This window comes from Anoxybacillus sp. P3H1B (assembly GCF_001560855.1).
Lineage (GTDB): Bacteria > Bacillota > Bacilli > Bacillales > Anoxybacillaceae > Anoxybacteroides > Anoxybacteroides rupiense.
The window spans coordinates 402,859-426,772 of record NZ_LPUG01000009.1 but is presented as its reverse complement, the minus strand read 5'-3'; the positions used below and the strand labels follow the sequence as shown (position 1 = coordinate 426,772).

Genomic DNA, 23,914 nt, shown 5'->3' with positions numbered 1-23,914 from the left:
ATTTAAAAAAATTTTCATGATAATGGTATTAAATTATACACATAAGGTGATCTCATGGCCAATGAACAGGTGTTGACAGCGGAACAAGTCATCGAGCAGGCAAGCCGATATTTGTCGGAAATGGATGTTGAATTGATCAGAAAGGCATATGAATTTGCCAGAGAGTCCCATCGCGAGCAATATCGAAAATCAGGGGAGCCCTATATTATCCATCCTATTCAAGTAGCGGGAATTTTAGTAGATTTAAAAATGGACGCGATTACGATTGCTGCCGGCTTCTTGCATGATGTTGTCGAGGATACAGCTGCCACGAAGGAAGATTTAGAGCGAGAGTTTGGCGGCGAAGTAGCTATGCTTGTGGATGGTGTGACAAAGCTCGGCAAGATTAAATACAAATCCCAAGAAGAGCAGCAGGCTGAAAATCATCGAAAAATGTTTTTAGCAATGGCACAAGATATTCGTGTGATTTTGATTAAATTGGCAGATCGGCTCCATAACATGCGGACGTTGAAGCATTTGCCAATTGAAAAACAGCGAAGAATCGCCAACGAGACACTGGAAATTTTTGCGCCGCTTGCCCATCGCCTCGGAATTTCGAAAATCAAATGGGAGCTTGAGGATACGTCGCTTCGTTATTTAAATCCGCAGCAATATTACCGCATTGTGAATTTAATGAAGAAAAAGCGAGCCGAGCGCGAGCAATATTTGGAAGAGGTTATTCAAGAAGTGCGCGATCGGTTAAGCGAATTTTCGATCAAAGGTGAAATTTCCGGAAGGCCGAAGCATATTTACAGTATTTATCGAAAAATGGCGCTGCAAAATAAGCAATTTAATGAAATTTATGATTTGCTAGCGGTTCGCATCATTGTGAACAGCATAAAAGACTGCTATGCGGTGTTGGGCATTATTCATACATGCTGGAAGCCAATGCCAGGCCGTTTTAAAGATTATATTGCGATGCCAAAGACCAATATGTATCAATCTTTGCATACGACTGTCATTGGCCCAAAAGGGGAGCCTTTGGAAGTGCAAATTCGCACATTTGAAATGCATCAAATTGCCGAATTCGGAATTGCGGCACATTGGGCGTACAAAGAAGGAAAGATGGTCAAACCGAATTCTTTTGAAGAAAAGCTTTCCTGGTTTCGGGAAATTTTAGAATGGCAAAACGATGCAAGCAATGCCGAAGAATTTATGGAAACGCTAAAGATGGATTTATTTTCGGATACGGTGTTCGTCTTTACTCCGAAAGGCGACGTTATTGAGCTTCCAGCAGGTTCGGTGCCGATTGACTTCGCTTATCGGATTCATTCTGAAATCGGAAATAAAACGATCGGAGCGAAAGTGAATGGGAAAATGGTACCGTTGGATTATAAACTTAAGACAGGCGATATTGTCGAAATATTAACATCCAAGCATTCATACGGTCCGAGCCAAGATTGGCTAAAGCTTGCGCAAACTTCCCATGCCAAAAATAAAATTCGCCAATTCTTTAAAAAACAGCGACGCGAAGAGAATATTGAAAAAGGAAAAGAGCTTGTGGAAAAGGAAATTCGCGCTCTTGGCTTCGATGTGAAAGATATATTGACGGTTGAAAATGTCAAGAGAGTGGCGGAAAAGTTCAACTTCTCTAATGAAGAAGATATGTATGCGGCTGTTGGTTATCATGGGATTACCGCTGCGCAAATTGCTCATCGCTTAACAGATAAATGGCGGAAGCAGCGCGATTTGGAGGAGCAGCAAAAAAGATTGGCGGAGTCGGCGCAGGAGATGAAGACGCCGATTGGGAAAAAACGCGATTATGGTATTCAAGTGCAGGGAATCGATAATTTATTGATTCGTCTCTCACGTTGCTGTAATCCAGTTCCAGGCGACGAAATTATCGGATTTATTACAAGAGGACGCGGAGTCTCTGTTCACCGAACAGATTGTCCTAACGTAAAATCAAGCGAAGTAGAAGATCGGCTGATTTCGGTAGAATGGGAAAGCAATACGAAAACCAACCGCGAATATAACGTGGAAATTGAAATTTCCGGATTTGATCGACGTGGACTGCTCAATGAAGTATTGCAGGCCGTTAATGAAACGAAAACGGATATTTCCGCTGTTTCAGGAAGATCCGATCACCGCAATAAGATTGCTACCATTCATATGACGATTGCGATTCAAAACGTGAGCCATCTGCAAAAAATCGTAGAACGAATCAAGCAAATTCCAGATATTTATTCTGTGCAGCGAATTATGAACAATTAGAAAGGAACGCGGTCATGAGAGTAGTAGTACAAAGAGCCAAACATGCAAGTGTAACCGTCAATGGTGAAATAGTGGGCAGTATTGAATTTGGGCTTGTGCTCCTTGTCGGTGTGACCCATCAGGATACGGAGGAAGACGCGGCGTTTGTCGCTGATAAAATTGCCCATTTGCGCATCTTTGAGGATGAATCCGGCAAAATGAATCGGTCATTACTGGATGTCGGGGGCGCTATTTTATCCGTTTCCCAGTTTACATTGTATGGCGACTGTCGAAAAGGAAGACGACCCAATTTTATGGAAGCGGCCAAACCAGATCATGCGCTGCGAATTTATGAAGCATTCAACGAAGAATTAAGAAAAAAAGGGATTTTAGTGGAAACCGGACAATTTGGCGCTATGATGGATGTGGCATTGACAAATGATGGCCCGGTGACGCTTATTGTAGAAAGCAAAGAAAAAAGCGAGTAACTATATGGTTGCTCGCTTTTCTTTTATTATTCAACGGCACAAGTGTTGATGATCCATTATTTTACGTAAAAAATACAAAATCATTTGGTCAAATGCAAGCTTTCTGTCTCTTCCCCTGAACAACGAACGATTTGCCGGGAAATGAATGGGCTCGCTGGCGTTCTTGTTCGAGAAGGGCATGCTATAAGCCTGTCCAGCGGGCAAGCAAATCGCTTGCCCACTACGACAAAAAAGCGAGGAATCCAATATCGATATACCTAATTCAACATTTTGTTTTCCGCATAGCTTGCGATAGGAAAAGTTTTTTAAGTCACTTTTTTTAGGTTAAAGAGTTTGGGAAAATACGTGCGCCTTCCTCCTTTTATGGACATGGCGTTGCCCTTATTAATTGCTGAAATAGCGTTGAAGCCCGGCAACAATTGCTTTGGTGACTTGCTTTTGGTATGAATCAGAGGCAATGATGCTTGATTCCTGCGCATTGTTCAAATATCCCAGCTCAAACAGAACAGATGGCATGCTTGTTTCTCGAAGGACGTGAAAGTCGCCAAATCGAATGCCGCGATACGGGATTGGCAGGGATTGAGACAGAAAAGGATCAAACGATAAAGCGAGAGGATAGTCATTTAATGAATGGTAATAATAAATGGTCATTCCTCTTGCTGTTCCGTCTGGCGAGCTATCGTAATGAATGCTGACAAACGCATCGGCTTTATGCTGTTCAGCCATGCTTACGCGCTCGGCTAAGGACAAATAGGTGTCGTCCTTTCTAGTGAGAATAACGGTGGCTCCAGCCGCCTGCAATTGATTTTTTAGCATCTGTGCGGTTTTTAATGTCATCGTTTTTTCCATCATTCCACCGCTGCCAATTGTTCCGCTGTCTTTTCCGCCGTGACCGGGATCAATGACAATCGTTTTGTTTTTGATTGTCCCTGTGTTTCCAGCATTGCGGACAACTGCTACCACCCAATCCGCAATATATCCGCTCTTTTGATGAGACAGTTCAATTTTGTACCAGCTACCTTCTTTAGCGATCACGCGGTATTGTTGTCCACGTTTGGCTGTCCCTTGAATTTGCGATTGAAGCGAAGGTTTTGAACGAATATTCGTACCATCTTCTAACACTGTAATGTAGAGAGTTGCCGTCATTATGTATGTGCGATAGACCCAGCCAGTCATAGAGCCAGGTGATTCGATTTGGTACCAATCCGCAGTCTCGCCAATGATTCGCACCTGTTGGCCAAATGTGATTTTGCCAAGAATGGTGGCCTGTTGAGAAGGCTTTGTCCGCACGTTTAGCACATCAACGGCAACTGTTCCGGATTTCGATTGGATGGAAGTGGTTCCGGAGCCTGTAGCTGACGCGAGGTAGTCTGATGAGACCCACCCCGTAAGCGTTCCGTTTTTGATTCTTGTCCAATGACTGTTGGTGTCGAGCACTTCCACCGTTTGGCCTAGCTTTAAATAACCAATTATGCTTGCTTGGCTGCTAGGAGCAGAACGAACACGGAGACGGTCAACGGTCGCTTGCATGTTTTCATTCATATCTGCAACATATTGCCGTGAAACCCATCCGGTTTCCGTAGTGCTTAGTTTAAGCTGTACCCAATCATTTTTTTCTTGGGCCACTATGTAAATTTCTCCTTTATTCAGTTTCCTTTTTATTGGATAAGAAGTGCCTGGTCCTTCCCGAACATTGAGGTGCTCTGTTTTGGTGATCATCATTTTGGCTTCGGCGCCGTCAGAGGAAGGGAAGGACAAAAGAAACAGAGCGACCAGCAGAAAATAAGCCGCTTTTTTCACATGGCAGCCTCCTTTCAAAAGTGTGAGATGATAACAGTTCTACAAAAAGTAAAAAAACCCTTTTATTTTTTTTAAAAACGGGAAAGATAAGTAGTGCTATATTTGGCGAATCATCGGTCAGATTACGGTTGGCATTTGTTGGAACAGAATGGGCGCGGCCTCGCCTTCTGACCATGAGTTTTGACCGCTATCGTCCGTTCATCATATTGATACGGCACAAGAACTGTAAGTGAATCGATCGGATCTTCGCGCCGCGAGCAACTTACGAATGGGGCCTGTGCAAACCCGGGGTTGTTTTCGTTAAACATTTGCGTGACATATCGATGCAAATCGTAACATGTCAAGTTACTGTCTTGAAAAGAGAAAGGATGAAGCAGGTGAGAAGCAGCGCTAAAGGAGAATTTGCGCACCGCAAAGCAAGCGAGCTATTTCATGTAGACTTTCATGAATTTATGCGAAAGGAAGCCGATTATACCAATTATGAGTTAGCTTCAGAATTCGGTCTAACGTTGCGGGATGTGCGAAAATTGAAAAAACAGCTCTTTCGCTCATAAATCTTTTTCGTCTTCTTGACAAAATGATGATTCATTCGTAACATAAAAGATAAAAATTGCTGCAAAAAAGCCGATGATGGAGAAGAGTAGTTAAGAGTACACATGGCCAGAGAGGAAATGCCATAGGCTGAAAGCATTTCTCCGTGATGACTTAACGAAGGAACACTCCGTAGGTTTCTCTTTGAACGCGCATGCTAGTAGAAGGGAACGCGTACCGGGCGTTATCGGGATAAAGCGGAAGCGTTTGAGCTTCAATTAGGGTGGCACCACGGGAAAACGACTCTCGTCCCTATTATTTTAATAGGGAAGGGAGTTTTTTATTTTTACATAGAAAAAGTAGGAGGATGGAGCATGTCGTTTCAAATTCCGAGAGGAACGCAAGATATTTTGCCGGGCGAAGCTGAAAAGTGGCAATATATTGAGCAAATGGCACGGGATATTTGCCGACGTTACAACTATCAGGAAATTCGCACGCCGATCTTTGAACACACAGAATTGTTTTTAAGAAGTGTGGGAGACACAACAGATATCGTTCAAAAAGAAATGTATACATTTGAAGATCGAGGAGGGCGCAGCATTACGCTTCGGCCTGAAGGAACTGCGGCCGTTGTTCGTTCTTTTGTGGAAAACAAAATGTACGGGAACCCCAACCAACCTGTTAAATTGTATTATATGGGGCCTATGTTTCGTTATGAGCGGCCACAGGCAGGCAGATTTCGTCAGTTTGTGCAATTTGGCGTTGAAGCACTTGGAAGCAGCGATCCCGCTATTGACGCAGAAGTGATCGCGCTTGCGATGGAGCTATATCATTCATTAGGTTTGAAAAAGCTAAAGCTTGTGATGAATAGCTTAGGAGATGCTCCAAGCAGAAAAGCGCACCGTCAAGCGCTTATTGACCATTTTAAAGGACGGATCAGCGAGTTTTGTGAGGATTGTCAATCAAGACTTGAAAAAAATCCGATGCGCATTTTAGATTGCAAAAAAGACCGCGACCATGAATTAATGGAAACGGCACCGTCGATTCTTGATTATCTGAATGATGAATCGCGCCTTTATTTTGAAAAAGTGCAACTGTATTTAACGAAATTAGGGATTGCATTCGAAGTCGATCCACGGCTTGTTCGAGGGCTCGATTATTATAACCATACTGCCTTTGAAATCATGAGCGAAGCGGAGGGCTTCGGCGCGATTACGACGTTATGTGGCGGCGGCCGTTACAATGGATTAGTGCAGGAAATAGGCGGACCAGAAACGCCAGGAATCGGTTTTGCTTTAAGTATTGAACGTTTGCTCGCTGCCTTGGCTGCCGAGGGGATCACGTTGCCTGTAGCTCAAGGAATCGATTGCTTTATCGTAGCGTTAGGGGAAAAAGCGAAGGATGAATCGGTGATCCTTGTGAACAAGCTTCGTCAGTCGGGAATGAAGGTGGAAAGAGATTATCAAGATCGAAAAGTAAAAGCGCAGCTGAAGGCGGCGGATCGCCTTGAGTCCGCTTATGTTGCCATTCTTGGCGATGACGAGCTTGAAAAGCAAGTGATTGCCATTAAAAATATGGCGACAGGCGAGCAAACAGAGGTATCGCTTCATTCGTTTGTGCAATATATGAAAACAGCAGTTGAATCAAAGTAGGAGGGGACCATGATGTTTGGCAGGACGTATTACTGCGGAGAAATGACGGAACAAGCGGTGGGAGAAAAGGTCGTATTGAAAGGATGGGTGCAAAAGCGCCGCGATCTTGGCGGACTCATTTTTATTGATTTGCGTGATCGCACCGGTATTGTACAAATTGTTTTCAGCCCTGAAGTATCTGAGGAAGCGCTGCGTGTAGCTGAAGGGATTCGCAATGAATACGTATTGGACGTTGAAGGAACGGTTGTTCGTCGCGAAGAAAGCCAAGTCAACCCGAATTTGCAAACGGGGAAAATCGAAATTCATGTTCATCGTGTGACCGTTTTAAGCGAAGCGAAAACGCCACCGTTTATCATTTCTGACGAAACGGAAGTTGCCGAAGACGTACGGCTGAAATATCGCTATTTGGATTTGCGCCGTCCGGTTATGTTTCAAACGTTTAAAATGCGTCATCAAGTGGCAAAAGCGATTCGAGATTTTCTTGATGAAGAAGGATTTCTTGAGGTGGAGACCCCGATTTTAACCAAAAGCACTCCGGAGGGGGCCCGCGACTATTTAGTTCCAAGCCGTGTCCATCCAGGAGAATTTTACGCGCTGCCGCAATCGCCGCAAATTTTTAAACAATTGCTAATGGTTGGCGGATTTGAGCGCTACTATCAGATTGCACGCTGTTTCCGTGATGAAGATTTGCGGGCGGATCGTCAACCGGAGTTTACCCAAGTGGATATTGAAACCTCGTTTATGAGCCAAGAGGAGATTATGTCCATGATTGAGCGCATGATGGCGCGAGTCATGAAAACGGCAAAAGGAATCGAGCTATCGCTCCCATTTCCGCGCATGTCGTATAACGAAGCGATGAGCCGATATGGTTCTGACAAGCCGGATACGCGCTTTGGCATGGAGCTTGTCGATTTGTCGGAGCAAGTACGAGACTGTGGCTTTAAGGTGTTTTCAAGTGCAGTTGCGAATGGAGGACAAGTAAAAGCGATAAATGTGAAGGGAGCGGCTCAGCAATATTCACGCAAAGATATGGATGCATTGACCGAATTTGTCGCTCGTTATGGAGCGAAAGGGCTGGCATGGCTTAAAGTGGAAGAAGGCGGATTAAAAGGTCCGATTGCGAAGTTTTTCATAGAGGAAGAGCAAAAAGGAATCATTCAAGCATTAGAAGCGGAGACGGAAGATTTATTGCTGTTTGTCGCTGATTCCAAAGTGGTGGTCGCTGATGCTCTCGGTGCATTGCGTCTGAAGCTTGGAAAAGAGCTGCAGCTGATTGATGAAACCAAATTCCAGTTTCTCTGGGTCACAGATTGGCCGCTTTTGGAGTATGATGAAGAAGAAGGGCGCTATTATGCGGCGCATCATCCGTTTACAATGCCGGTGCGCGAAGATTTGCCTCATTTGGATACAGATCCGGGAAGCGTGCGTGCCCAAGCTTATGACCTTGTATTAAACGGCTATGAATTAGGTGGTGGCTCGCTGCGCATTTTTGAACGCGATGTACAGGAAAAAATGTTTCAAGTGCTTGGATTTACAGAAGAAGAAGCCCGTGAGCAGTTTGGCTTCTTGCTTGAGGCATTTGAGTATGGAACGCCGCCGCACGGAGGAATCGCTTTGGGATTAGACCGCCTTGTGATGCTGTTGGCAGGACGTACGAATTTGCGTGATACTATTGCCTTTCCAAAAACGGCTAGTGCAAGCTGCTTGTTAACAGAAGCGCCGAGCCATGTAAGCGATAAGCAATTAGAAGAATTGCATTTAACTGTGGATGTAGAAAAAATCAAAAATTTCAGTTAATTCCCTTCTTGAAAAGGCGAAAAAAATATGATATGATGCTTTCAAACCTAACAGTCCTGATGTGTTCGTCGTATAACCTATTGTTTTGACCGAACAATATGTTATACGGGAGTCCGCAGTTTTCAAGCGGCGTACATGCCTCAAACCGAGAGGACGTGCAAACCTTGAAACAGGACACCCACCTGCGTGGAGCGGGATCAAAACGAAGGCATCGACGGCACGATTGGGACTTGAGGCGATAAGTTGAAAAGCTTGTAAATCCAATAAAGATGAGTCATTTGTGCCAAATCGGACACATGTCGGGAGCCGGGCAAAAAGGAAGTGTTCGGACTTGGCCAAATGAAAGGCAATGAATCCCCTATGTAAAGAGAATCCTTTACATAGGGGATTTTTTATCCATTCGTGGTGTTAGATCAAATCCATTCCCTGACGGTCCTCACGCTATATACATAGGATCAATAAGCAGGATCTGGAAAAGCTTACGGTCAAAGGCAAGCTCTCCACTTTCTTCGATGATCGAAACGTCTCTCGCTTTTTTTCTGAATTTCTAAACGGTTCATTCTATCGTTTTCCAAACAGATGGAAGTTCAACTAATGGATCATCGAAAAATAAAATCCGATTGAAATACTGAACTTTATTGTGTAGGATAATATCGATGCAAAAATGATGAAAAATTCATGGAGGGTATCAATGCTACATCAATTTTCACGTAACGAATTAGCGATCGGCAAGGATGGACTAGAAACGTTAAAAAAGGCGACTGTAGCCATATTAGGAATTGGCGGCGTCGGTTCTTTTGCCGCTGAAGCACTGGCACGTTCGGGGGTCGGTCGGCTCGTCTTGGTAGACAAGGACGATGTGGACATTACGAATATCAATCGACAAATTCACGCTCTTCTTTCCACAGTAGGTCGTCCGAAAGTGGATCTAATGAAAGAGCGTATTGCGGATATTAACCCTGAATGTGAAGTTATCGCACTCAAAATGTTTTATACTGAAGAGACGTACGAGCAATTTTTCAGCTATGGGCTCGATTTTGTCATTGATGCTTCTGATACGATCACGTATAAAATTCATTTAATGAAAGAATGCTTGAAGCGCAATGTGCGGATTATCTCAAGCATGGGAGCGGCCAATAAAATGGACCCAACTCGTTTTCGTATTGCCGATATTTCGAAAACCCATACAGATCCCATTGCCAAAGTGATTCGGACTAAGCTGCGAAAAGAAGGAATCCGCAAGGGAATCCCTGTTGTTTTTTCTGATGAAAAACCGATTATTATTCGCGAAGATGTCCGCAAAAGGGTCGGCAACGATCAATCGGCGATTCGCAAAGCGCAAATGCCGCCATCATCGAATGCGTTTGTCCCTTCCGTAGCGGGGCTGATTATGGCTTCATATGTTGTGCGCGAGCTGCTAGAAGGAATCAAAATTTATCGCGTCGGTGAAGAATGAGCAAAGCAGGGCTTGCCTATGAAGGCAGCCCTGCTTTTTACGTTTATGCTGACAAAAGCATCGGAAAGGCTAATTTCTAAAAAGCGATGGAATAAGAGGATGAACGTCGCTGACATGATTGACGCGGATGGCCGTTTCGGTCGAACGATTTTTCAGCCGTCAAGCCAAAAAGGAAGAAAAGAGGGCTTGTAAAGCTTTCCCTTTTTAGCCATTCAAATTCGCTTTTTGGTCATGTTATAATAAAAATAATTAGGATAGATAAGGCGAGGAAGGAGAGCGCATTGAATAAAAAAGAAACCATTATTCGGGCAGCTATGAAGCTATTTGCACAAAAGGGATATCACGCAACGTCGATGCAGGAAATTGCTGAACAAAGCGGAATGGCGAAAGGTTCGCTTTATAATTATTTCAAATCGAAGGAAGAAATCGCGGTATCGATTTTTCGTTACCACTATGAAATTTTGTTTCGCAAAATATTTGAAGTCAGCCAAGACAAAAATCTATCGGCAAGAGAAAGATTTGAAAAGCAGCTTTGTATTCAAATCGAAGAGTTCATTCGCCATAAAGAATTAGTGCGAATGCATATGGGGGAGCAGGCGGTGAAGGTGAATGATGAGGTTCATCAACTTGCTTTCCGCATTCGTGCTCGAATATTAAATTGGTATCGCCAAGCTATTATTGACATATATGGAGAGCCGGTTCGCCGCTTTTCGCTTGATTGCGCTGCCATCTTAAACGGCATGCTGAAGGAGTATATGTTTTATGTGGCGGTTGAGCAAAAAGAATTGCAGCGTTCCCATTTTGTTCCTTTCGTGCTTCGACGCCTTGATGCGATTGTCAAAAGTCTGACGGAGGAGGAAAAGCCGCTGCTAAACGATCAAATGATGGAAGATTATCTCTGTCTCGGACTATCAACTAAAGAGGAAGCGAGGCAGCAAATTGTCGCCTACATTCAGCAAATGATGGATATGCTTAAGGACACGAGAATGAATGAAAGCGGCATCATCGACTCCCTTGAGACGTTAGAGCAAGAGTTTACCCAAGAGGATGACGTCCGAAAATTTATGGTTGAAGCCATTTTGCTTTATTTAGAACGCTTTTCGCTGCCATTGTGGAAGGAATTGAACGAAGCGATTGCCCGCTATTTTGCATAAAGTTCTCTGCTTTTGGAGCAGAGAGCTTTCTATTTTCAAAGGAACGAAGGAGGAAGCGAAAGATGCTTTTTTCACAAGAGCCCCTGTCGATCCGCATGAGGCCAAGAACGATTGATGAAGTGGTGGGACAGCAGCATATCATCGGTCCGCATACCGCTTTATATAAAATGATTCAAAACGGCTATGTGCCTTCCATGCTTTTATATGGAGAACCAGGAGTTGGGAAGACATCGCTCGCTTATGCGATTGCTGGAACTGTCGAGCGGGAATTTTTTGCATTAAATGCAACGACATCGGGAAAAAAAGAAATGGAAGAAGTGGTCGCGGTTGCAAAAATGTCGGGAAACGTTATTCTATTTATTGATGAAATTCACCGCTTTAATAAAGCACAACAAGATTATTTGCTGCCTAATATAGAAAACGGGTTGATCACATTGATTGGGGCCACGACAGAAAACCCGTTTCATGAAGTGAATCCGGCTATTCGCAGCCGCTGTGGACAAATTAAGCAGCTAAAGCGATTAACAGTTGAAGAGGTCACGGTTTTGCTACAACGAGCGCTGCACGATGACAAAAGGGGATTTGGCACTTTACCGATTGAAATGGACGACCGTTTGCTGCAACGCATTGCTGTTGGAACAAACGGCGATGCCCGTTCTGCATTAAATGCATTAGAAGTGGTTGTGTATGCTTCGCCAAAAAGCGGAGACCGCATTGTCGTCGATGAACAAACTGTCTCACAGTGCATAGAAAACAAAGGATTTTTCCATGACAAAAAAGGGGACGTCTATTATTCGTTATTGTCTGCATTCCAAAAAAGCATCCGAGGAAGCGATGTCGACGCGGCGCTTTATTATTTGGCGAGATTATTGGAAGGCGGCGACTTATCCGCTATTTGCCGGCGTTTGCTGGTGATTGCCTATGAAGATGTCGGCTTGGCCAATCCGCTGATGGGCATCAAGGTGAATGCGGCCATCCAAGCTGTGGAACGGCTGGGGCTTCCTGAAGCGAGGATTCCGCTGTCAGTTGTGACAATTGAATTATGTCTCTCGGCGAAATCCAATTCAGCATACAAAGCGATTGACCAAGCGATCCGTGATATCGAGCAAGGAAAGCTGGGAGAGATTCCTGCTCATCTAAAGGATGCGCATTATAAAGGAGCTAGCGTTCTTGGCCATGGAATAGGGTATCAATATCCGCACGACCATCCAAATGGATGGGTAGCCCAGCAATATTTGCCAAGCGAGCTGGAAGGAACGCAATATTATGTGCCGAAAGAAAACGGCGATGAGAAGCATTATGCGAAAGTGTATGAGCGTCTCTGTTCATTAAAAAGCAAGCACAATGAAGTAAGATGAAAAGTATGGTATAATGATTTCCGATTTATTGATTAAAAAAGTGGGGCGTGAATATGAAAGAGTCGATTGTTCGCTGGACCGTTTATTTTCTTGGTTTATTGGTCATGTCGTTTGGGATTGTTTTAACCATTAAGGCGGACATGGGAAGCGCTCCATGGGATGTGCTTCATATCGGTCTATATCGTCAGCTTGGCTTGACGATTGGTACATGGTCTATTATTGTGGGGATTATTGTTTTGGCGGCTTCCTCGCTTCTTTCGAAACAATGGCCCCAAATAGGGGCTTTTCTTAATATGCTGCTTGTGGGCCTGATGATCGATATGTATATGATGATCCCAGCACTGCAAACTCCCCATACATTTATCGGGAAAATGGCGATGCTCTTTGGCGGAATCATCATAACAGGCTATGGAATGGGACTTTATATTTCGGCGAAGATGGGAGCTGGACCGCGCGATAGCTTAATGCTCGTATTGATGGAGAAAACCGGATGGAGAGTGGAGTACATCCGCATTGCTATGGAAGTGTTTGTTTTGTTGGTCGGCTGGATACTGGGAGGACCTGTATCGATTGGCACGCTGGTTTTTAGTGTTACGATCGGCAAGGTCATTGGCATCGCCCTGCCGCAATGTCAGCAATGGACGGCGCGGATGGCAGTGGCGAAAACGGGAATGAATGGTTTAAGTCGTTAGGAGGAATAGGATGAAAATTTCAACAAAAGGTCGCTACGGTTTAACAATGATGATTGAGTTGGCAAAAAAATATGGAGATCGCCCGATTTCGCTCAGATCGATTGCAAAAACGCATAATTTGTCTGAGCATTATTTAGAGCAACTCGTTTCGCCGCTTAGAAATGCAGGGCTTGTAAAAAGCATCCGCGGAGCGTATGGCGGCTATGTGTTGGCCGATCATCCGGCGAAAATTACGGCGGGAGATGTGATTCGGGTGCTTGAAGGGCCCATCAGCCCTGTAGAAGAATTGGAAGAAGAAGAGCCGGCTAAGCGTGAGTTGTGGATTCGCATTCGTGATGCTGTACAGGAAGTATTAGATAGCACAACACTTGAAGATTTGGCGAAATATAGCAATGGGGATCAAGAATCCTACATGTTTTATATTTAAGCAGTGAGAAAGGAGAATTTTGGTTGGAACGTATTTATCTTGACCATGCGGCGACATCTCCCGTTCATCCTGCCGTCGCTGAGCGAATGCTGCCGTTTATGACAGAATGCTTCGGCAACCCGTCGAGCATTCATTTTTTCGGCAGGCAAAGCCGGCTTGCGTTGGATGAAGCGCGTGAAACAGTAGCAAAAAGCCTTGGCGCAAAACCTTCGGAAGTGATTTTTACAAGCGGTGGAACAGAGGCGGATAATTTGGCGCTCGTAGGAGTGGCCTTAGCGAACCGAGAAAAGGGAACCCATATTATTACTTCATCTGTCGAGCATCACGCTGTTTTGCACACGTGTCATTATCTTGAAAAACAAGGGTTTGAGATTACTTATCTTCCAGTTGACGAATATGGAAAAATTTCATTGACAGATCTGAAAAAAGCGCTCCGCAACGATACCATCCTCGTCTCAATCATGTTCGGCAATAATGAGACCGGAGTGTTGCAGCCTATTCAACAGATCGGGGAAATGCTGAAAGACCATCCGGCTTTTTTCCATACGGATGCTGTCCAAGCATATGGGCTGATCCCCATCGATGTGAATCAACTTCATATTGATTTGTTGTCTGTTTCCGCACATAAAATTAATGGGCCGAAAGGTGTTGGCTTTTTATACGCTAAAGAAACCGTTAAGCTAATGCCTCGTTTATACGGGGGCGAGCAAGAGCGAAAACGGCGGGCAGGAACGGAAAACGTCGCCGGAATTGTCGGGATGGCAAAAGCCGTTGAAATTGCGCAGCAAACGATGAGCGAAAAAGCAGAGAAGTACCGTTCGTTTAGAAAGAAAATGCTCGCTATTTTTGCGCAAGCGGGGATTTCATACGCTGTCAACGGTGATGACCAGGAGGCGCTACCGCATGTATTGAATGTCACGTTTCCGGGAACGAACGTAGAATCGCTGCTTGTGAATCTTGATTTAGCGGGAATCGCCGTATCGAGCGGCTCAGCATGTACAGCGGGTTCCATTGATCCATCGCATGTTCTTGTGGCGATGTTTGGCAAGGATTCTGACCGCATCCGCTCCTCGATCCGTTTTAGCTTTGGGCTTGGAAATACGGAAGAACAAATTGAAAAGGCAGCGTATGAAACCGTAAAAATTGTTCAAAGACTTGTAAGCAAATAGAGGAGGAGAGAGATGAACAAAGCACCAAAAGACACGCGCGTCGTTGTTGGCATGTCCGGAGGGGTGGACTCATCGGTGGCTGCCCTTCTTTTAAAACAGCAGGGATATGATGTGATCGGGGTTTTTATGAAAAATTGGGACGACACAGATGAAAACGGGGTGTGTACGGCAACGGAAGACTATGAAGATGTGATGCGTGTCTGCAATCAGATTGGCATTCCTTATTATGCGGTAAACTTTGAAAAACAGTATTGGGAGAAGGTATTTACGTATTTTCTTGATGAGTATAAAGCAGGGCGCACGCCAAATCCGGATGTGATGTGCAACAAAGAAATTAAATTCAAAGCGTTTTTAGAGCATGCGATGTCGCTTGGCGCCGACTATTTGGCGACAGGGCATTACGCGCGTGTTGCCTATCGCGATGGCGAATATAAAATGCTGCGCGGGGTTGATCAAAACAAGGATCAAACCTATTTCTTAAATCAGCTGGGACAAGCCCAATTATCGAAAGTCATGTTCCCGCTTGGAGAGCTTGAAAAAGCGCAGGTGCGTCAAATCGCCAAAGAAGCAGGACTGGCGACAGCAGGGAAAAAGGATAGCACAGGCATTTGTTTTATTGGTGAACGGAATTTTAAAGAATTTTTAAGTAACTACTTGCCAGCTCAGCCAGGAACTATGCAAACACTTGCTGGCGAAATAAAGGGCAAGCACGACGGAATCATGTATTATACGATTGGACAGCGTCATGGTCTCGGCATTGGCGGGAATGGCGAGCCATGGTTTGTTGTTGGAAAAAATGTGAAAGAAAATATTTTGTATGTTGCGCAAGGATTTGAGAATGAGCTGCTATATTCTGATTCAATCATCGCCACGAATGTCAGCTGGGTATCGGATCGAGTGCCGGCTGAACCGTTAAAATGTACGGCCAAATTCCGTTATCGTCAACCGGATAACGGCGTTGCGGTTCATGTCATCGACGACCGGACGGTGCGCGTTGTATTTGACCGTCCCGTTCGTGCTGTTACGCCGGGGCAAGCTGTCGTGTTTTATGATGGAGAAGAATGTCTTGGCGGCGGGACCATTGATGAAATTTTCCGCAATGGAGAAAAGCTTTGGTATGTGGGATAGCTTTGCAAAAACCTCAGCTCTTGGCGGAGTTGGGGTTTTTCCATTAAGATAAATGCAAAAGGGAGAGTTGGAAACGATGGAGAATCAAAATGCATTAGGCATTCAGCACATGCAGCAAGGGCGCTATGAGGAAGCAGTGAAATGCTTTCATGAAGCTATTGAAGCCAATCCAAACGATCCAATCGGCTACATTAATTTTGGAAATGTACTAGCGGCCGTGGGGGAAGAAGAGAAAGCGATCCGTTTTTTTAAAAAAGCGCTTGAGCTTGATCCAGAAGCGGCCACTGCTTACTATGGGCTTGGCTCTCTTTACTATAATCGCCAGCAATTTGTTTTGGCAAAGGACATGTTTGAACAGGCGGTGCAAAAAGGGATGGAGGACGGCGATGTATTTTTTATGCTCGGGATGTCGCTCTTGCTTTTAGAGCAGCCGCGTCTGGCTTTGCCGTATTTGCAACGCGCCTCCGAATTGAACGAAAACGATGCAGAAGCGCTTTTTCAGCTTGGCTTGTGCTTAGCGCAGCTTGAACTTGTGGATGAAGCGATGAACTGCTTCGAGAGAACCGTCGCTTTAGATGAAGGGCATGCCGATGCCTATTATAATTTAGGAGTGGCTTATGCTTATAAAGATGATGCACAGCAGGCACTTCATATGTTTAACAAAGCGCTTGCCATACAGCCAGATCATTTGCTTGCAGGACATGGGAAAAAATTGATGGAAAAAGCGCTGGAAAAATAAAAAAAGGCAGGGATTCCAATTGCAGCGGCAAGAATCATGGGCGTTAGGGGAAAAATCGTTTATTAAAGGGACGCATATCGTCACTATTTTTCATAACGAAAGCAACCTTTATTCCGTGGTCCGCATTCACGTTGAAGAAACGAATGAAGGGTATGACGAGCAAGAGGTTGTTGTAACTGGATATTTCCCGCGTATGAACGAACATGATGTTTATGTGTTTTACGGCGCTTTTAAAGATCACCCAAGATTTGGACGGCAATATGTAGCCGAGTATTTTCGAAAAGAAATGCCGCAAACAAAGGAAGGGTTGATCTATTATTTATCGAGCGATTTGTTTAAGGGGATCGGAAAGAAAACAGCGGAACAAATTGTGGAAGCGCTCGGGGACCAAGCGATTTCAGTGATACTAGCAGATCCGGAAGCGCTCGCGAAAGTGCCTAAGCTTCCGAAAAGCAAAGCGAAAGAGCTATACGAAACGTTAAAGGAGCACCAAGGCCTTGAACAAATTATGATTGCTCTTTCTCAGTTCGGCTTTGGTCCGCAGCTGTCAATGAAAATTTACCAAGTATATAAAGAAGCTGCACTTGATGTCATTCAAAAAAATCCGTATCAGCTTGTCGAGGATGTAGAAGGGATTGGGTTTCGGCGAGCCGATGAGTTAGGCCAGCAGCTCGGCCTTTCCGGCAGCCATCCAGATCGTGTCCGAGCCGCCTGTTTATATGTCATCGAAAGCGATTGTTTGCAAGAGGGACATGTATATGTGACAAAAGAACAGTTGCTTTTTAAAGCTAAGCAGCTGCTTGAATCGAAAAGAGGAGAGGACATTCCTCCTGACATGATTGAGCGTGAACTGCTTGATCTAGCCAAAGAGGGAAAAGTCATTCATGAAGATGGCCGCTTTTATATTCCGACTCTTTACTTTGCGGAAAAAGGAATCATCACCAATATAAAGCGCCTGCTTGAACAAAAGGTAACAGGATTTCCAGAAGCGGAATTTTTGCTGGCGCTCGGCCGGTTGGAGGAGCGGTTGGATGTACAATATGGCCCGTTGCAAAAGGACGCGATTCAACAAGCGATTTCTTCCCCTCTGTTTATTTTGACAGGCGGGCCGGGAACGGGAAAAACAACGGTGATAAAAGGGATTGTGGAGATTTTTGCCGACCTCCACGGCGTTTCGCTTGACCCGAAGGATTATCATAAAGAAAATCCTTTTCCGATTTTGCTTGCTGCGCCAACAGGGAGAGCCGCAAAACGAATGAGCGAAGCGACAGGATTACCAGCGATGACGATCCATCGTTTACTTGGTTATAATGCTGCAGAAGGATTTACTCATCATGAAGATGAACCGATTGAAGGAAACTTGCTCATTGTCGATGAAATGTCCATGGTGGACACATGGCTAGCTAACCAATTGCTGAAGTCTCTTCCAACTGGTATGCAAGTCATTTTGGTCGGTGATGAGGATCAATTGCCGTCAGTCGGACCGGGGCAAGTATTAAAGGATTTGTTAAAAACGTCGCGAATTCCTACTATTCGCTTGACCGAAGTATATCGTCAAGCAGAAGGATCCTCCATCATTGAATTGGCCCATTGTATGAAAAAAGGGGAGCTTCCTGCTGATCTAAGCTCTCCGAAAACAGACCGTTCCTTTATTCGCTGTAAAGCTGAACAAGTGGTTGATGTCGTGAGGCAAATTGCTGATAATGCGTGGAAAAAAGGGTATTCGGTAAAAGATATTCAAGTGCTCGCCCCAATGTATCGCGGTCCTGCCGGCATCGATCGTCTCAACCGAACGCTTCAAGAGCTGTTTAATCCGAAATCGCCACAAAAGCGCGAGCTGTCCAGCGGCGAAACGGTTTATCGCGTTGGCGATAAGGTGCTGCAGCTTGTCAATCAACCCGATCAAAATGTGTTTAATGGCGATATTGGTGAAATTGTCGCCATCTTTTACGCGAAAGAGAATACGGAACAGCAGGACTTGGTTGTCGTATCCTTTGATGGAAACGAAGTGACTTATACAAGACAGGATTTAACACAAATTACCCACGCTTATTGCTGTTCGATTCATAAGGCGCAGGGCAGTGAATTTCCGATTGTGATTTTGCCGGTGGTGAAAAGCTATTATCGAATGCTACAGCGGAATTTGTTATATACAGCGGTGACAAGAAGCAAAAAATTTTTAATTTTATGCGGTGAGGAGGAAGCGTTTCGCATCGGAACGGCACGCTGTGATGACGGGGTGAGGCAAACGACATTAGCGGAAAAAATTCAACAGCTGTTTGAGCCTGCTGATGAAACGGAGCTGCCGTTGGATGATGCGGGGATCGGGATGGAAAACGTTTCACCGTATGACTTTATGATAGAAGAAACAAAATAAAACCATAAGGCACGCATCAAGCGCTCTTCCTTAGCCATGTATATTTTTACAGCTGCTTGTCTAACATAACAGGTAAATGATGATGTGAAGAGGAGCGTGCCTTTTTGTGTTGAAATGTCCAAATTGCCAAAGTAAGGATTTGGGAAAAATAGGTGTGAATCAATATTATTGCTGGAACTGTTTTATTGAATTAAGCATCAATAAAGGGATGATTCATACTCATCAAGTCGAAGAAGACGGAACGCTCAGCTCGCTTGATGATTTATTCAGCGATGAAGAACGAACGCTTTCGTCTTAAGGGAAGCGAGGAGGAATGACCATGAATCGTACAATGAAATCGCTCGCTGCTATTGGTTTGGGCGTTGCAGCTTACCAGCTTGTTCAACGCAATGGTGGTATGAATATGCGGAAAATGAAGAAGATGGGAAAGAAAATGATGCGTTCATTTATGTAACAAAGAGGGGGGAGCCTTTATAAAGGCTTCCCTTTTTTGATGTATAATCTCCTCTCCATCTTTTCAAACTATGGGAACAGGAGGGGTATTCGTGCAAAATGAGCAAATGCGCTTTTTCATTCGTCTTACCAAAATGCTGTTAGTCGTTATACTTCTATATTTTATTATGAGATTGAGGGATTTCTGGCTGCCTGTTTTACGGCTCATTGTTACGGTATTAACTCCGTTTATCATTGCGGCTTTTATCGCTTATTTGCTTCATCCGCTTGTCGAGTATATTCATAAAAGAGGAATTCCGAGAGCCCTAGCTATTTTAATGATTTATATCGTGTTTTTTGGAGGGGTGGGCTATGGCGCATACAAAGGGATTCCTGTGCTGCTTGATCAGCTGCAGGAATTGACCAAAAGCTTACCGATGCTGGCGGATACGTATCATGGATGGACGACGAAAATCCATGACCAAACAGCGAAATGGCCCAAAGAAATGCACAAACGCGTGGAAACCTCTATTCTTGAAGTGGAGGCCTTGCTTGGACTTTGGTTGACAAAGGCGGTTACGAGCGTTAAAAGCATCTTAAATTCAGCGATGGTCTTTTTACTTGTACCATTTATCGCCTTTTATATGTTAAAAGATATGGATGAAATGAAGCAAGCGGTTTGGAGACTAACACCGAAAAAGTGGCGAAAAGAAGGAATCGAGTTTCTAAAAGATGTAGATGAGTCTTTAGGAAACTATATCCGCGGCCAGTTATTTGTTTGCACTTTAATTGGCGGAGTGGCTGCGCTTTCACTTTGGATTGCCGGCATGAATTATCCGCTTTTATTGGGGCTCATTATTGGCGCAACGAATGTCATTCCTTATTTTGGCCCGATTATTGGAGCGATACCGGCGGCCCTTTTGGCTGCGACGATTTCAGCAAAAATGATGATGATTGTGATGGGGATTATTTTTTTATTGCAATTTCTCGAAGGAAATGTTTTGTCGCCGCTGATTGTTGGAAAAAGCCTGCATATGCATCCCTTAATTATTATGCTCTCTTTGTTTTTAGGCGGGGAGCTTGCTGGAATTGTGGGAATGATTATTGCTGTTCCTTTTGTGGCGGTTTTAAAGGTGGCTGTTTTACATGCGCGCGAGCGTTTTAGTACACATTGACAAACGAAAGCCGCTTGTCTATAATCTTTGAATGAAAAGGTATACATGTATACATACAAGGCGATGAAGGATCGAGTATGTTACAGTCCATCTTAACGCGCCCGTGCGCACAGAGAGGAATTTCCGCGGCTGAAAGAAATTCCAGATGAAGGGTAACAGAACGCTAATCCCGAGCGCAGGAAAAACCTGACGGAGCAGCCACGTTACGGCTTATCGAGGTGATGGACGTCTTGTCCATAAGCAGGGTGGTACCGCGAGCGTAACTCTCGTCCCTGAGCAAGGGATGGGAGTTTATTTTTTATACCATAAATATGACTAAAGGAGGCACGAAAGATGAAAAAGCTTACATCAGCACAAATTAGGCAAATGTTTTTAGACTTTTTTAAAGAAAAAGGACATTCGGTAGAACCAAGCGCGTCTTTAATTCCGATTGACGATCCGTCGCTCCTATGGATCAACAGCGGAGTCGCGACATTAAAAAAATATTTTGATGGGCGCGTAATTCCAGATAACCCGCGCATTTGTAATGCCCAAAAATCCATTCGTACAAACGATATCGAAAATGTCGGCAAAACGGCGCGCCACCATACGTTTTTTGAAATGCTCGGAAATTTCTCGATCGGCGATTATTTTAAGCGTGAAGCGATCCATTGGGCTTGGGAGTTTTTAACAAGCAAAAGATGGATTGGTTTTGATCCTGACCGCTTATCTGTTACGATTCATCCGGAGGATGATGAAGCGTTTGAAATTTGGCATGAAGAAATTGGGTTGCCGAAAGAACGGATCATTCGTTTGGAAGGGAATTTCTGGGATATTGGAGAAGGCCCGAGCGGACCGAATACTGAAATCTTTTATGACCGCGGGGAGCAATTCGGTAATGATCCAAATGATCCAGAATTATATCCGGGGGGCGAAAATGAGCGTTATTTAGAAGTATGGAATCTTGTTTTTTCTCAATTTAACCATAATCCAGATGGCACTTATACGCCGCTGCCAAAGAAAAATATTGATACAGGCATGGGTTTGGAGCGCATGTGCTCTATCATACAAGATGTGCCTACTAACTTTGATACCGATTTATTTATGCCAATTATTCAAGCAACGGAACAAATTTCCGGCGAAACATACCGCGTGGATGCGGAAAAAGATGTCGCGTTTAAAGTGATCGCTGACCATATTCGGACGGTGACGTTTGCGATTGGCGATGGCGCTTTGCCGTCCAATGAAGGACGCGGTTATGTATTGCGTCGCCTGCTTCGCCGAGCGGTGCGGTATGCGAAAAAACTGAATATCAACCGTCCGTTTATGTATGAATTAGTGCCGACAGTCGGTGAAATTATGGTTGACTACTATCCGGAAGTGAAAGCAAAAACGGAGTTTATTCAAAAAGTGATTAAAAATGAGGAAGAGCGTTTCCATGAGACGCTTCATGAAGGATTAGCCATTTTGTCAAGCGTTATCCAAAAAGAAAAAGCAAATGGCAGCCGCACTATTTCTGGAACAGATGTGTTCCGCCTTTACGACACATATGGATTCCCAGTTGAATTGACAGAAGAATATGCCGCCGAAGAAGGAATGACGATTGATCATGCCGGCTTTGAACAAGAAATGGAGCGTCAACGCGAGCGGGCTCGCGCGGCGCGCCAAGATGTCGATTCGATGCAAGTGCAGGACAGCTTACTTGGCGCCCTCAAAGTAGAGAGCCGATTTGTTGGCTATGACGAGCTCCATACTTCTTCTTCTATTGCTGTTATCGTGAAGAATGGCGAGCTTGTTGAGGAAATAAAAGAAGGAGAAGAAGCGCAAATTATACTTGATGTGACGCCATTTTATGCAGAAAGCGGCGGTCAAATCGCCGATCAAGGCTTTATCGAAGGAGAAGCGGCGAAAGCTTATGTAAAAGACGTGCAAAAAGCGCCAAATGGTCAGCATTTGCATCATGTGGTGGTCGAAAAGGGAACACTGAAGAAAGGCGAAACTTATCAGGCCTACCTGCTTGAAGAAAAACGCAACCGTATTGTCAAAAACCATACAGCCACCCATTTGCTGCACCAAGCGCTGAAAGATGTCCTTGGTACGCACGTCAATCAGGCGGGATCGCTGGTCACTCCAGAACGTTTGCGTTTCGACTTCTCGCATTTTGGACAAGTGAAACAAGAAGAGCTAGAGAAAATTGAAGCGATTGTTAATGAGCAAATTTGGCGCAGCCTTCCTGTTCAGATTGATTATAAGCCGCTTGAAGAAGCGAAAGCGATGGGAGCAATGGCGCTCTTTGGTGAAAAATATGGCGACATTGTCCGCGTTGTTCAGGTGGGGGACTACAGCTTAGAGCTTTGCGGCGGCTGCCATGTAACGAACACGGCAGCGATCGGTCTTTTTAAAATTGTGTCCGAATCGGGCATTGGGGCTGGCACGCGCCGGATTGAAGCGGTCACGGGAGAAGCCGCCTACCGTTTTATGAATGATCAGCTTGCTTTATTACAGGAAGCAGCGCAGCAATTAAAAGCGAATCCAAAAGATGTAGTCGGAAGAATTGAAGCATTAATGAATGAAATCCGCCAGCTACAGCGTGAAAATGAATCGTTAGCTGCGCGCCTCAGCAATATGGAAGCCGCTCATCTGGCCGATCGAGTACAAGAAGTAAACGGCATTCAAGTTTTAGCAAGCAAAGTCCATGCGGCAGATATGACTAGCTTGCGCACAATGGTGGATGAACTGAAACAAAAACTTGGTTCAGCTGTGATCGTCCTTGCTTCCGTACAAGGCGAGAAGGTAAACCTCATTGCGGGCGTAACCAAAGATTTAGTTGAAAAAGGCTATCATGCAGGCAAACTGATTAAAGAAGTGGCTGTTCGTTGTGGAGGCAGCGGGGGAGGCCGCGCCGACATGGCTCAAGCGGGAGGAAAAGACCCGCAAAAAATAGGAGAAGCCTTGCAATTTGTCGAAGAATGGGTAAAATCCATTTTATAATTTCACTCTAATGGTGTACAATGGATGTAAGGTATGGCGATGCCAGTGTGAATGGAGAGCGAGGTGCATAACGGTGAGCTCATTTGATCAAACGATGCGGTTCAATTTTTCGGAAGAGCCGCCAGAAACGAATATTCGCGAAGTATTATTGACAGTATATGAGGCTCTTCAAGAAAAAGGGTATAATCCGATCAATCAAATTGTCGGCTATTTGCTATCTGGCGACCCAGCTTACATCCCTCGTCATAAAGATGCTCGTACGCTTATTCGGAAAATTGAACGGGATGAATTAATTGAAGAATTGGTGAAATTCTATTTACAGAGTCGTTGAAAGGAT

At 44.6% G+C, this 23,914-nt stretch carries 21 protein-coding genes, 1 other RNA gene and 1 other annotated feature; of the genes, 21 read left to right on the top strand and 1 reads right to left on the bottom strand.

What is annotated here, in order from left to right; translation table 11 throughout:
- Positions 1 to 54 precede the first annotated feature (54 nt).
- On the top strand, positions 55 to 2,253 hold the full coding sequence (locus tag AT864_RS02440) for a bifunctional (p)ppGpp synthetase/guanosine-3',5'-bis(diphosphate) 3'-pyrophosphohydrolase (RefSeq protein ID WP_066146097.1): 2,199 nt from the start codon (positions 55 to 57) through the stop codon (positions 2,251 to 2,253).
- 14 nt (positions 2,254 to 2,267) lie between these two features.
- Positions 2,268 to 2,720 carry a D-aminoacyl-tRNA deacylase gene (dtd, locus tag AT864_RS02435; RefSeq protein ID WP_044744648.1) on the top strand — a complete coding sequence of 151 codons (453 nt, stop codon included), beginning with the start codon at positions 2,268 to 2,270 and terminating at the stop codon, positions 2,718 to 2,720.
- A 384-nt stretch (positions 2,721 to 3,104) separates the two neighbouring features.
- Here the strand turns inward: dtd and AT864_RS02430 are convergent, their stop codons facing one another.
- A complete protein-coding gene (locus AT864_RS02430) occupies positions 3,105 to 4,520 on the bottom strand; it encodes an SH3 domain-containing protein (RefSeq protein ID WP_066146094.1) in 1,416 nt (471 codons plus the stop codon).
- A gap of 377 nt (positions 4,521 to 4,897) precedes the next feature.
- Between AT864_RS02430 and AT864_RS18065 the strand changes: the two genes are divergently transcribed.
- From AT864_RS18065 to AT864_RS02345, 19 genes are all read left to right on the top strand, one after another.
- On the top strand, positions 4,898 to 5,074 hold the full coding sequence (locus tag AT864_RS18065; RefSeq protein WP_197430990.1) for a hypothetical protein: 177 nt from the start codon (positions 4,898 to 4,900) through the stop codon (positions 5,072 to 5,074).
- Between the two features lie 64 nt (positions 5,075 to 5,138).
- Positions 5,139 to 5,368, top strand: a binding site (T-box leader).
- A gap of 57 nt (positions 5,369 to 5,425) precedes the next feature.
- Entirely contained in the window at positions 5,426 to 6,703 is a 1,278-nt protein-coding gene (gene hisS / locus AT864_RS02420) for a histidine--tRNA ligase (RefSeq protein WP_066146088.1), read from the top strand.
- 12 nt (positions 6,704 to 6,715) lie between these two features.
- Positions 6,716 to 8,500 carry an aspartate--tRNA ligase gene (aspS, locus tag AT864_RS02415; protein ID WP_066146085.1) on the top strand — a complete coding sequence of 595 codons (1,785 nt, stop codon included), beginning with the start codon at positions 6,716 to 6,718 and terminating at the stop codon, positions 8,498 to 8,500.
- A 50-nt stretch (positions 8,501 to 8,550) separates the two neighbouring features.
- A non-coding RNA gene (ssrS, locus tag AT864_RS02410) (6S RNA) lies at positions 8,551 to 8,734 on the top strand.
- Between the two features lie 457 nt (positions 8,735 to 9,191).
- Entirely contained in the window at positions 9,192 to 9,956 is a 765-nt protein-coding gene (locus AT864_RS02405) for a ThiF family adenylyltransferase (RefSeq protein WP_044744645.1), read from the top strand.
- An 18-nt stretch (positions 9,957 to 9,974) separates the two neighbouring features.
- Entirely contained in the window at positions 9,975 to 10,148 is a 174-nt protein-coding gene (locus AT864_RS17825; protein ID WP_156450478.1) for a hypothetical protein, read from the top strand.
- An 89-nt stretch (positions 10,149 to 10,237) separates the two neighbouring features.
- Positions 10,238 to 11,110 (top strand): TetR/AcrR family transcriptional regulator, encoded by an 873-nt coding sequence (locus AT864_RS02400; protein ID WP_066146083.1) that lies wholly within the window; start codon positions 10,238 to 10,240, stop codon positions 11,108 to 11,110.
- Between the two features lie 62 nt (positions 11,111 to 11,172).
- The gene (locus tag AT864_RS02395; protein ID WP_066146080.1) at positions 11,173 to 12,468 is read left to right on the top strand and encodes a replication-associated recombination protein A; all 1,296 of its coding nucleotides are present in this window, start codon (positions 11,173 to 11,175) and stop codon (positions 12,466 to 12,468) included.
- A gap of 53 nt (positions 12,469 to 12,521) precedes the next feature.
- Positions 12,522 to 13,160, top strand: coding sequence for a YitT family protein (locus AT864_RS02390; RefSeq protein ID WP_066146078.1), 639 nt, complete (start codon positions 12,522 to 12,524; stop codon positions 13,158 to 13,160).
- 10 nt (positions 13,161 to 13,170) lie between these two features.
- Complete coding sequence (gene cymR, locus AT864_RS02385; RefSeq protein ID WP_044744641.1) at positions 13,171 to 13,587, top strand: cysteine metabolism transcriptional regulator CymR; 417 nt, start codon at positions 13,171 to 13,173, stop codon at positions 13,585 to 13,587.
- A gap of 23 nt (positions 13,588 to 13,610) precedes the next feature.
- Positions 13,611 to 14,756 carry a cysteine desulfurase family protein gene (locus AT864_RS02380; RefSeq protein ID WP_066146075.1) on the top strand — a complete coding sequence of 382 codons (1,146 nt, stop codon included), beginning with the start codon at positions 13,611 to 13,613 and terminating at the stop codon, positions 14,754 to 14,756.
- Between the two features lie 12 nt (positions 14,757 to 14,768).
- Positions 14,769 to 15,884 (top strand): tRNA 2-thiouridine(34) synthase MnmA, encoded by a 1,116-nt coding sequence (mnmA, locus tag AT864_RS02375; protein ID WP_066146072.1) that lies wholly within the window; start codon positions 14,769 to 14,771, stop codon positions 15,882 to 15,884.
- Between the two features lie 76 nt (positions 15,885 to 15,960).
- Positions 15,961 to 16,623, top strand: coding sequence for a tetratricopeptide repeat protein (locus tag AT864_RS02370; protein WP_066146070.1), 663 nt, complete (start codon positions 15,961 to 15,963; stop codon positions 16,621 to 16,623).
- Between the two features lie 19 nt (positions 16,624 to 16,642).
- On the top strand, positions 16,643 to 19,000 hold the full coding sequence (locus tag AT864_RS02365) for an ATP-dependent RecD-like DNA helicase (protein ID WP_066146067.1): 2,358 nt from the start codon (positions 16,643 to 16,645) through the stop codon (positions 18,998 to 19,000).
- Between the two features lie 106 nt (positions 19,001 to 19,106).
- The gene (locus AT864_RS02360; protein WP_066146064.1) at positions 19,107 to 19,298 is read left to right on the top strand and encodes a hypothetical protein; all 192 of its coding nucleotides are present in this window, start codon (positions 19,107 to 19,109) and stop codon (positions 19,296 to 19,298) included.
- Positions 19,299 to 19,319: 21 nt separating this feature from the next.
- The gene (locus AT864_RS17425) at positions 19,320 to 19,454 is read left to right on the top strand and encodes a DUF3918 family protein (protein WP_172798665.1); all 135 of its coding nucleotides are present in this window, start codon (positions 19,320 to 19,322) and stop codon (positions 19,452 to 19,454) included.
- Positions 19,455 to 19,545: 91 nt separating this feature from the next.
- Positions 19,546 to 20,607, top strand: a complete 1,062-nt coding sequence (locus AT864_RS02355; protein ID WP_369815476.1) for an AI-2E family transporter — start codon at positions 19,546 to 19,548, stop codon at positions 20,605 to 20,607.
- Positions 20,608 to 20,940: 333 nt separating this feature from the next.
- On the top strand, positions 20,941 to 23,577 hold the full coding sequence (gene alaS, locus AT864_RS02350; protein WP_066146060.1) for an alanine--tRNA ligase: 2,637 nt from the start codon (positions 20,941 to 20,943) through the stop codon (positions 23,575 to 23,577).
- A gap of 73 nt (positions 23,578 to 23,650) precedes the next feature.
- Positions 23,651 to 23,908 (top strand): IreB family regulatory phosphoprotein, encoded by a 258-nt coding sequence (locus tag AT864_RS02345; protein WP_044744634.1) that lies wholly within the window; start codon positions 23,651 to 23,653, stop codon positions 23,906 to 23,908.
- Positions 23,909 to 23,914 lie beyond the last annotated feature (6 nt).

Excerpts from the sequence above, each read along its gene's own strand:
- alaS (WP_066146060.1), top strand. The coding sequence starts at position 20,941 with ATGAAAAAGCTTACATCAGCACAAATTAGGCAAATGTTTTTAGACTTT.
- aspS (WP_066146085.1), top strand. The coding sequence starts at position 6,716 with ATGTTTGGCAGGACGTATTACTGCGGAGAAATGACGGAACAAGCGGTG.
- AT864_RS02395 (WP_066146080.1), top strand. The coding sequence starts at position 11,173 with ATGCTTTTTTCACAAGAGCCCCTGTCGATCCGCATGAGGCCAAGAACG.
- AT864_RS17825 (WP_156450478.1), top strand. The coding sequence starts at position 9,975 with ATGAAGGCAGCCCTGCTTTTTACGTTTATGCTGACAAAAGCATCGGAA.
- AT864_RS02405 (WP_044744645.1), top strand. The coding sequence starts at position 9,192 with ATGCTACATCAATTTTCACGTAACGAATTAGCGATCGGCAAGGATGGA.
- cymR (WP_044744641.1), top strand. The coding sequence starts at position 13,171 with ATGAAAATTTCAACAAAAGGTCGCTACGGTTTAACAATGATGATTGAG.
- dtd (WP_044744648.1), top strand. The coding sequence starts at position 2,268 with ATGAGAGTAGTAGTACAAAGAGCCAAACATGCAAGTGTAACCGTCAAT.
- AT864_RS17425 (WP_172798665.1), top strand. The coding sequence starts at position 19,320 with ATGAATCGTACAATGAAATCGCTCGCTGCTATTGGTTTGGGCGTTGCA.
- hisS (WP_066146088.1), top strand. The coding sequence starts at position 5,426 with ATGTCGTTTCAAATTCCGAGAGGAACGCAAGATATTTTGCCGGGCGAA.
- AT864_RS02370 (WP_066146070.1), top strand. The coding sequence starts at position 15,961 with ATGGAGAATCAAAATGCATTAGGCATTCAGCACATGCAGCAAGGGCGC.
- AT864_RS02390 (WP_066146078.1), top strand. The coding sequence starts at position 12,522 with ATGAAAGAGTCGATTGTTCGCTGGACCGTTTATTTTCTTGGTTTATTG.
- AT864_RS02440 (WP_066146097.1), top strand. The coding sequence starts at position 55 with ATGGCCAATGAACAGGTGTTGACAGCGGAACAAGTCATCGAGCAGGCA.
- mnmA (WP_066146072.1), top strand. The coding sequence starts at position 14,769 with ATGAACAAAGCACCAAAAGACACGCGCGTCGTTGTTGGCATGTCCGGA.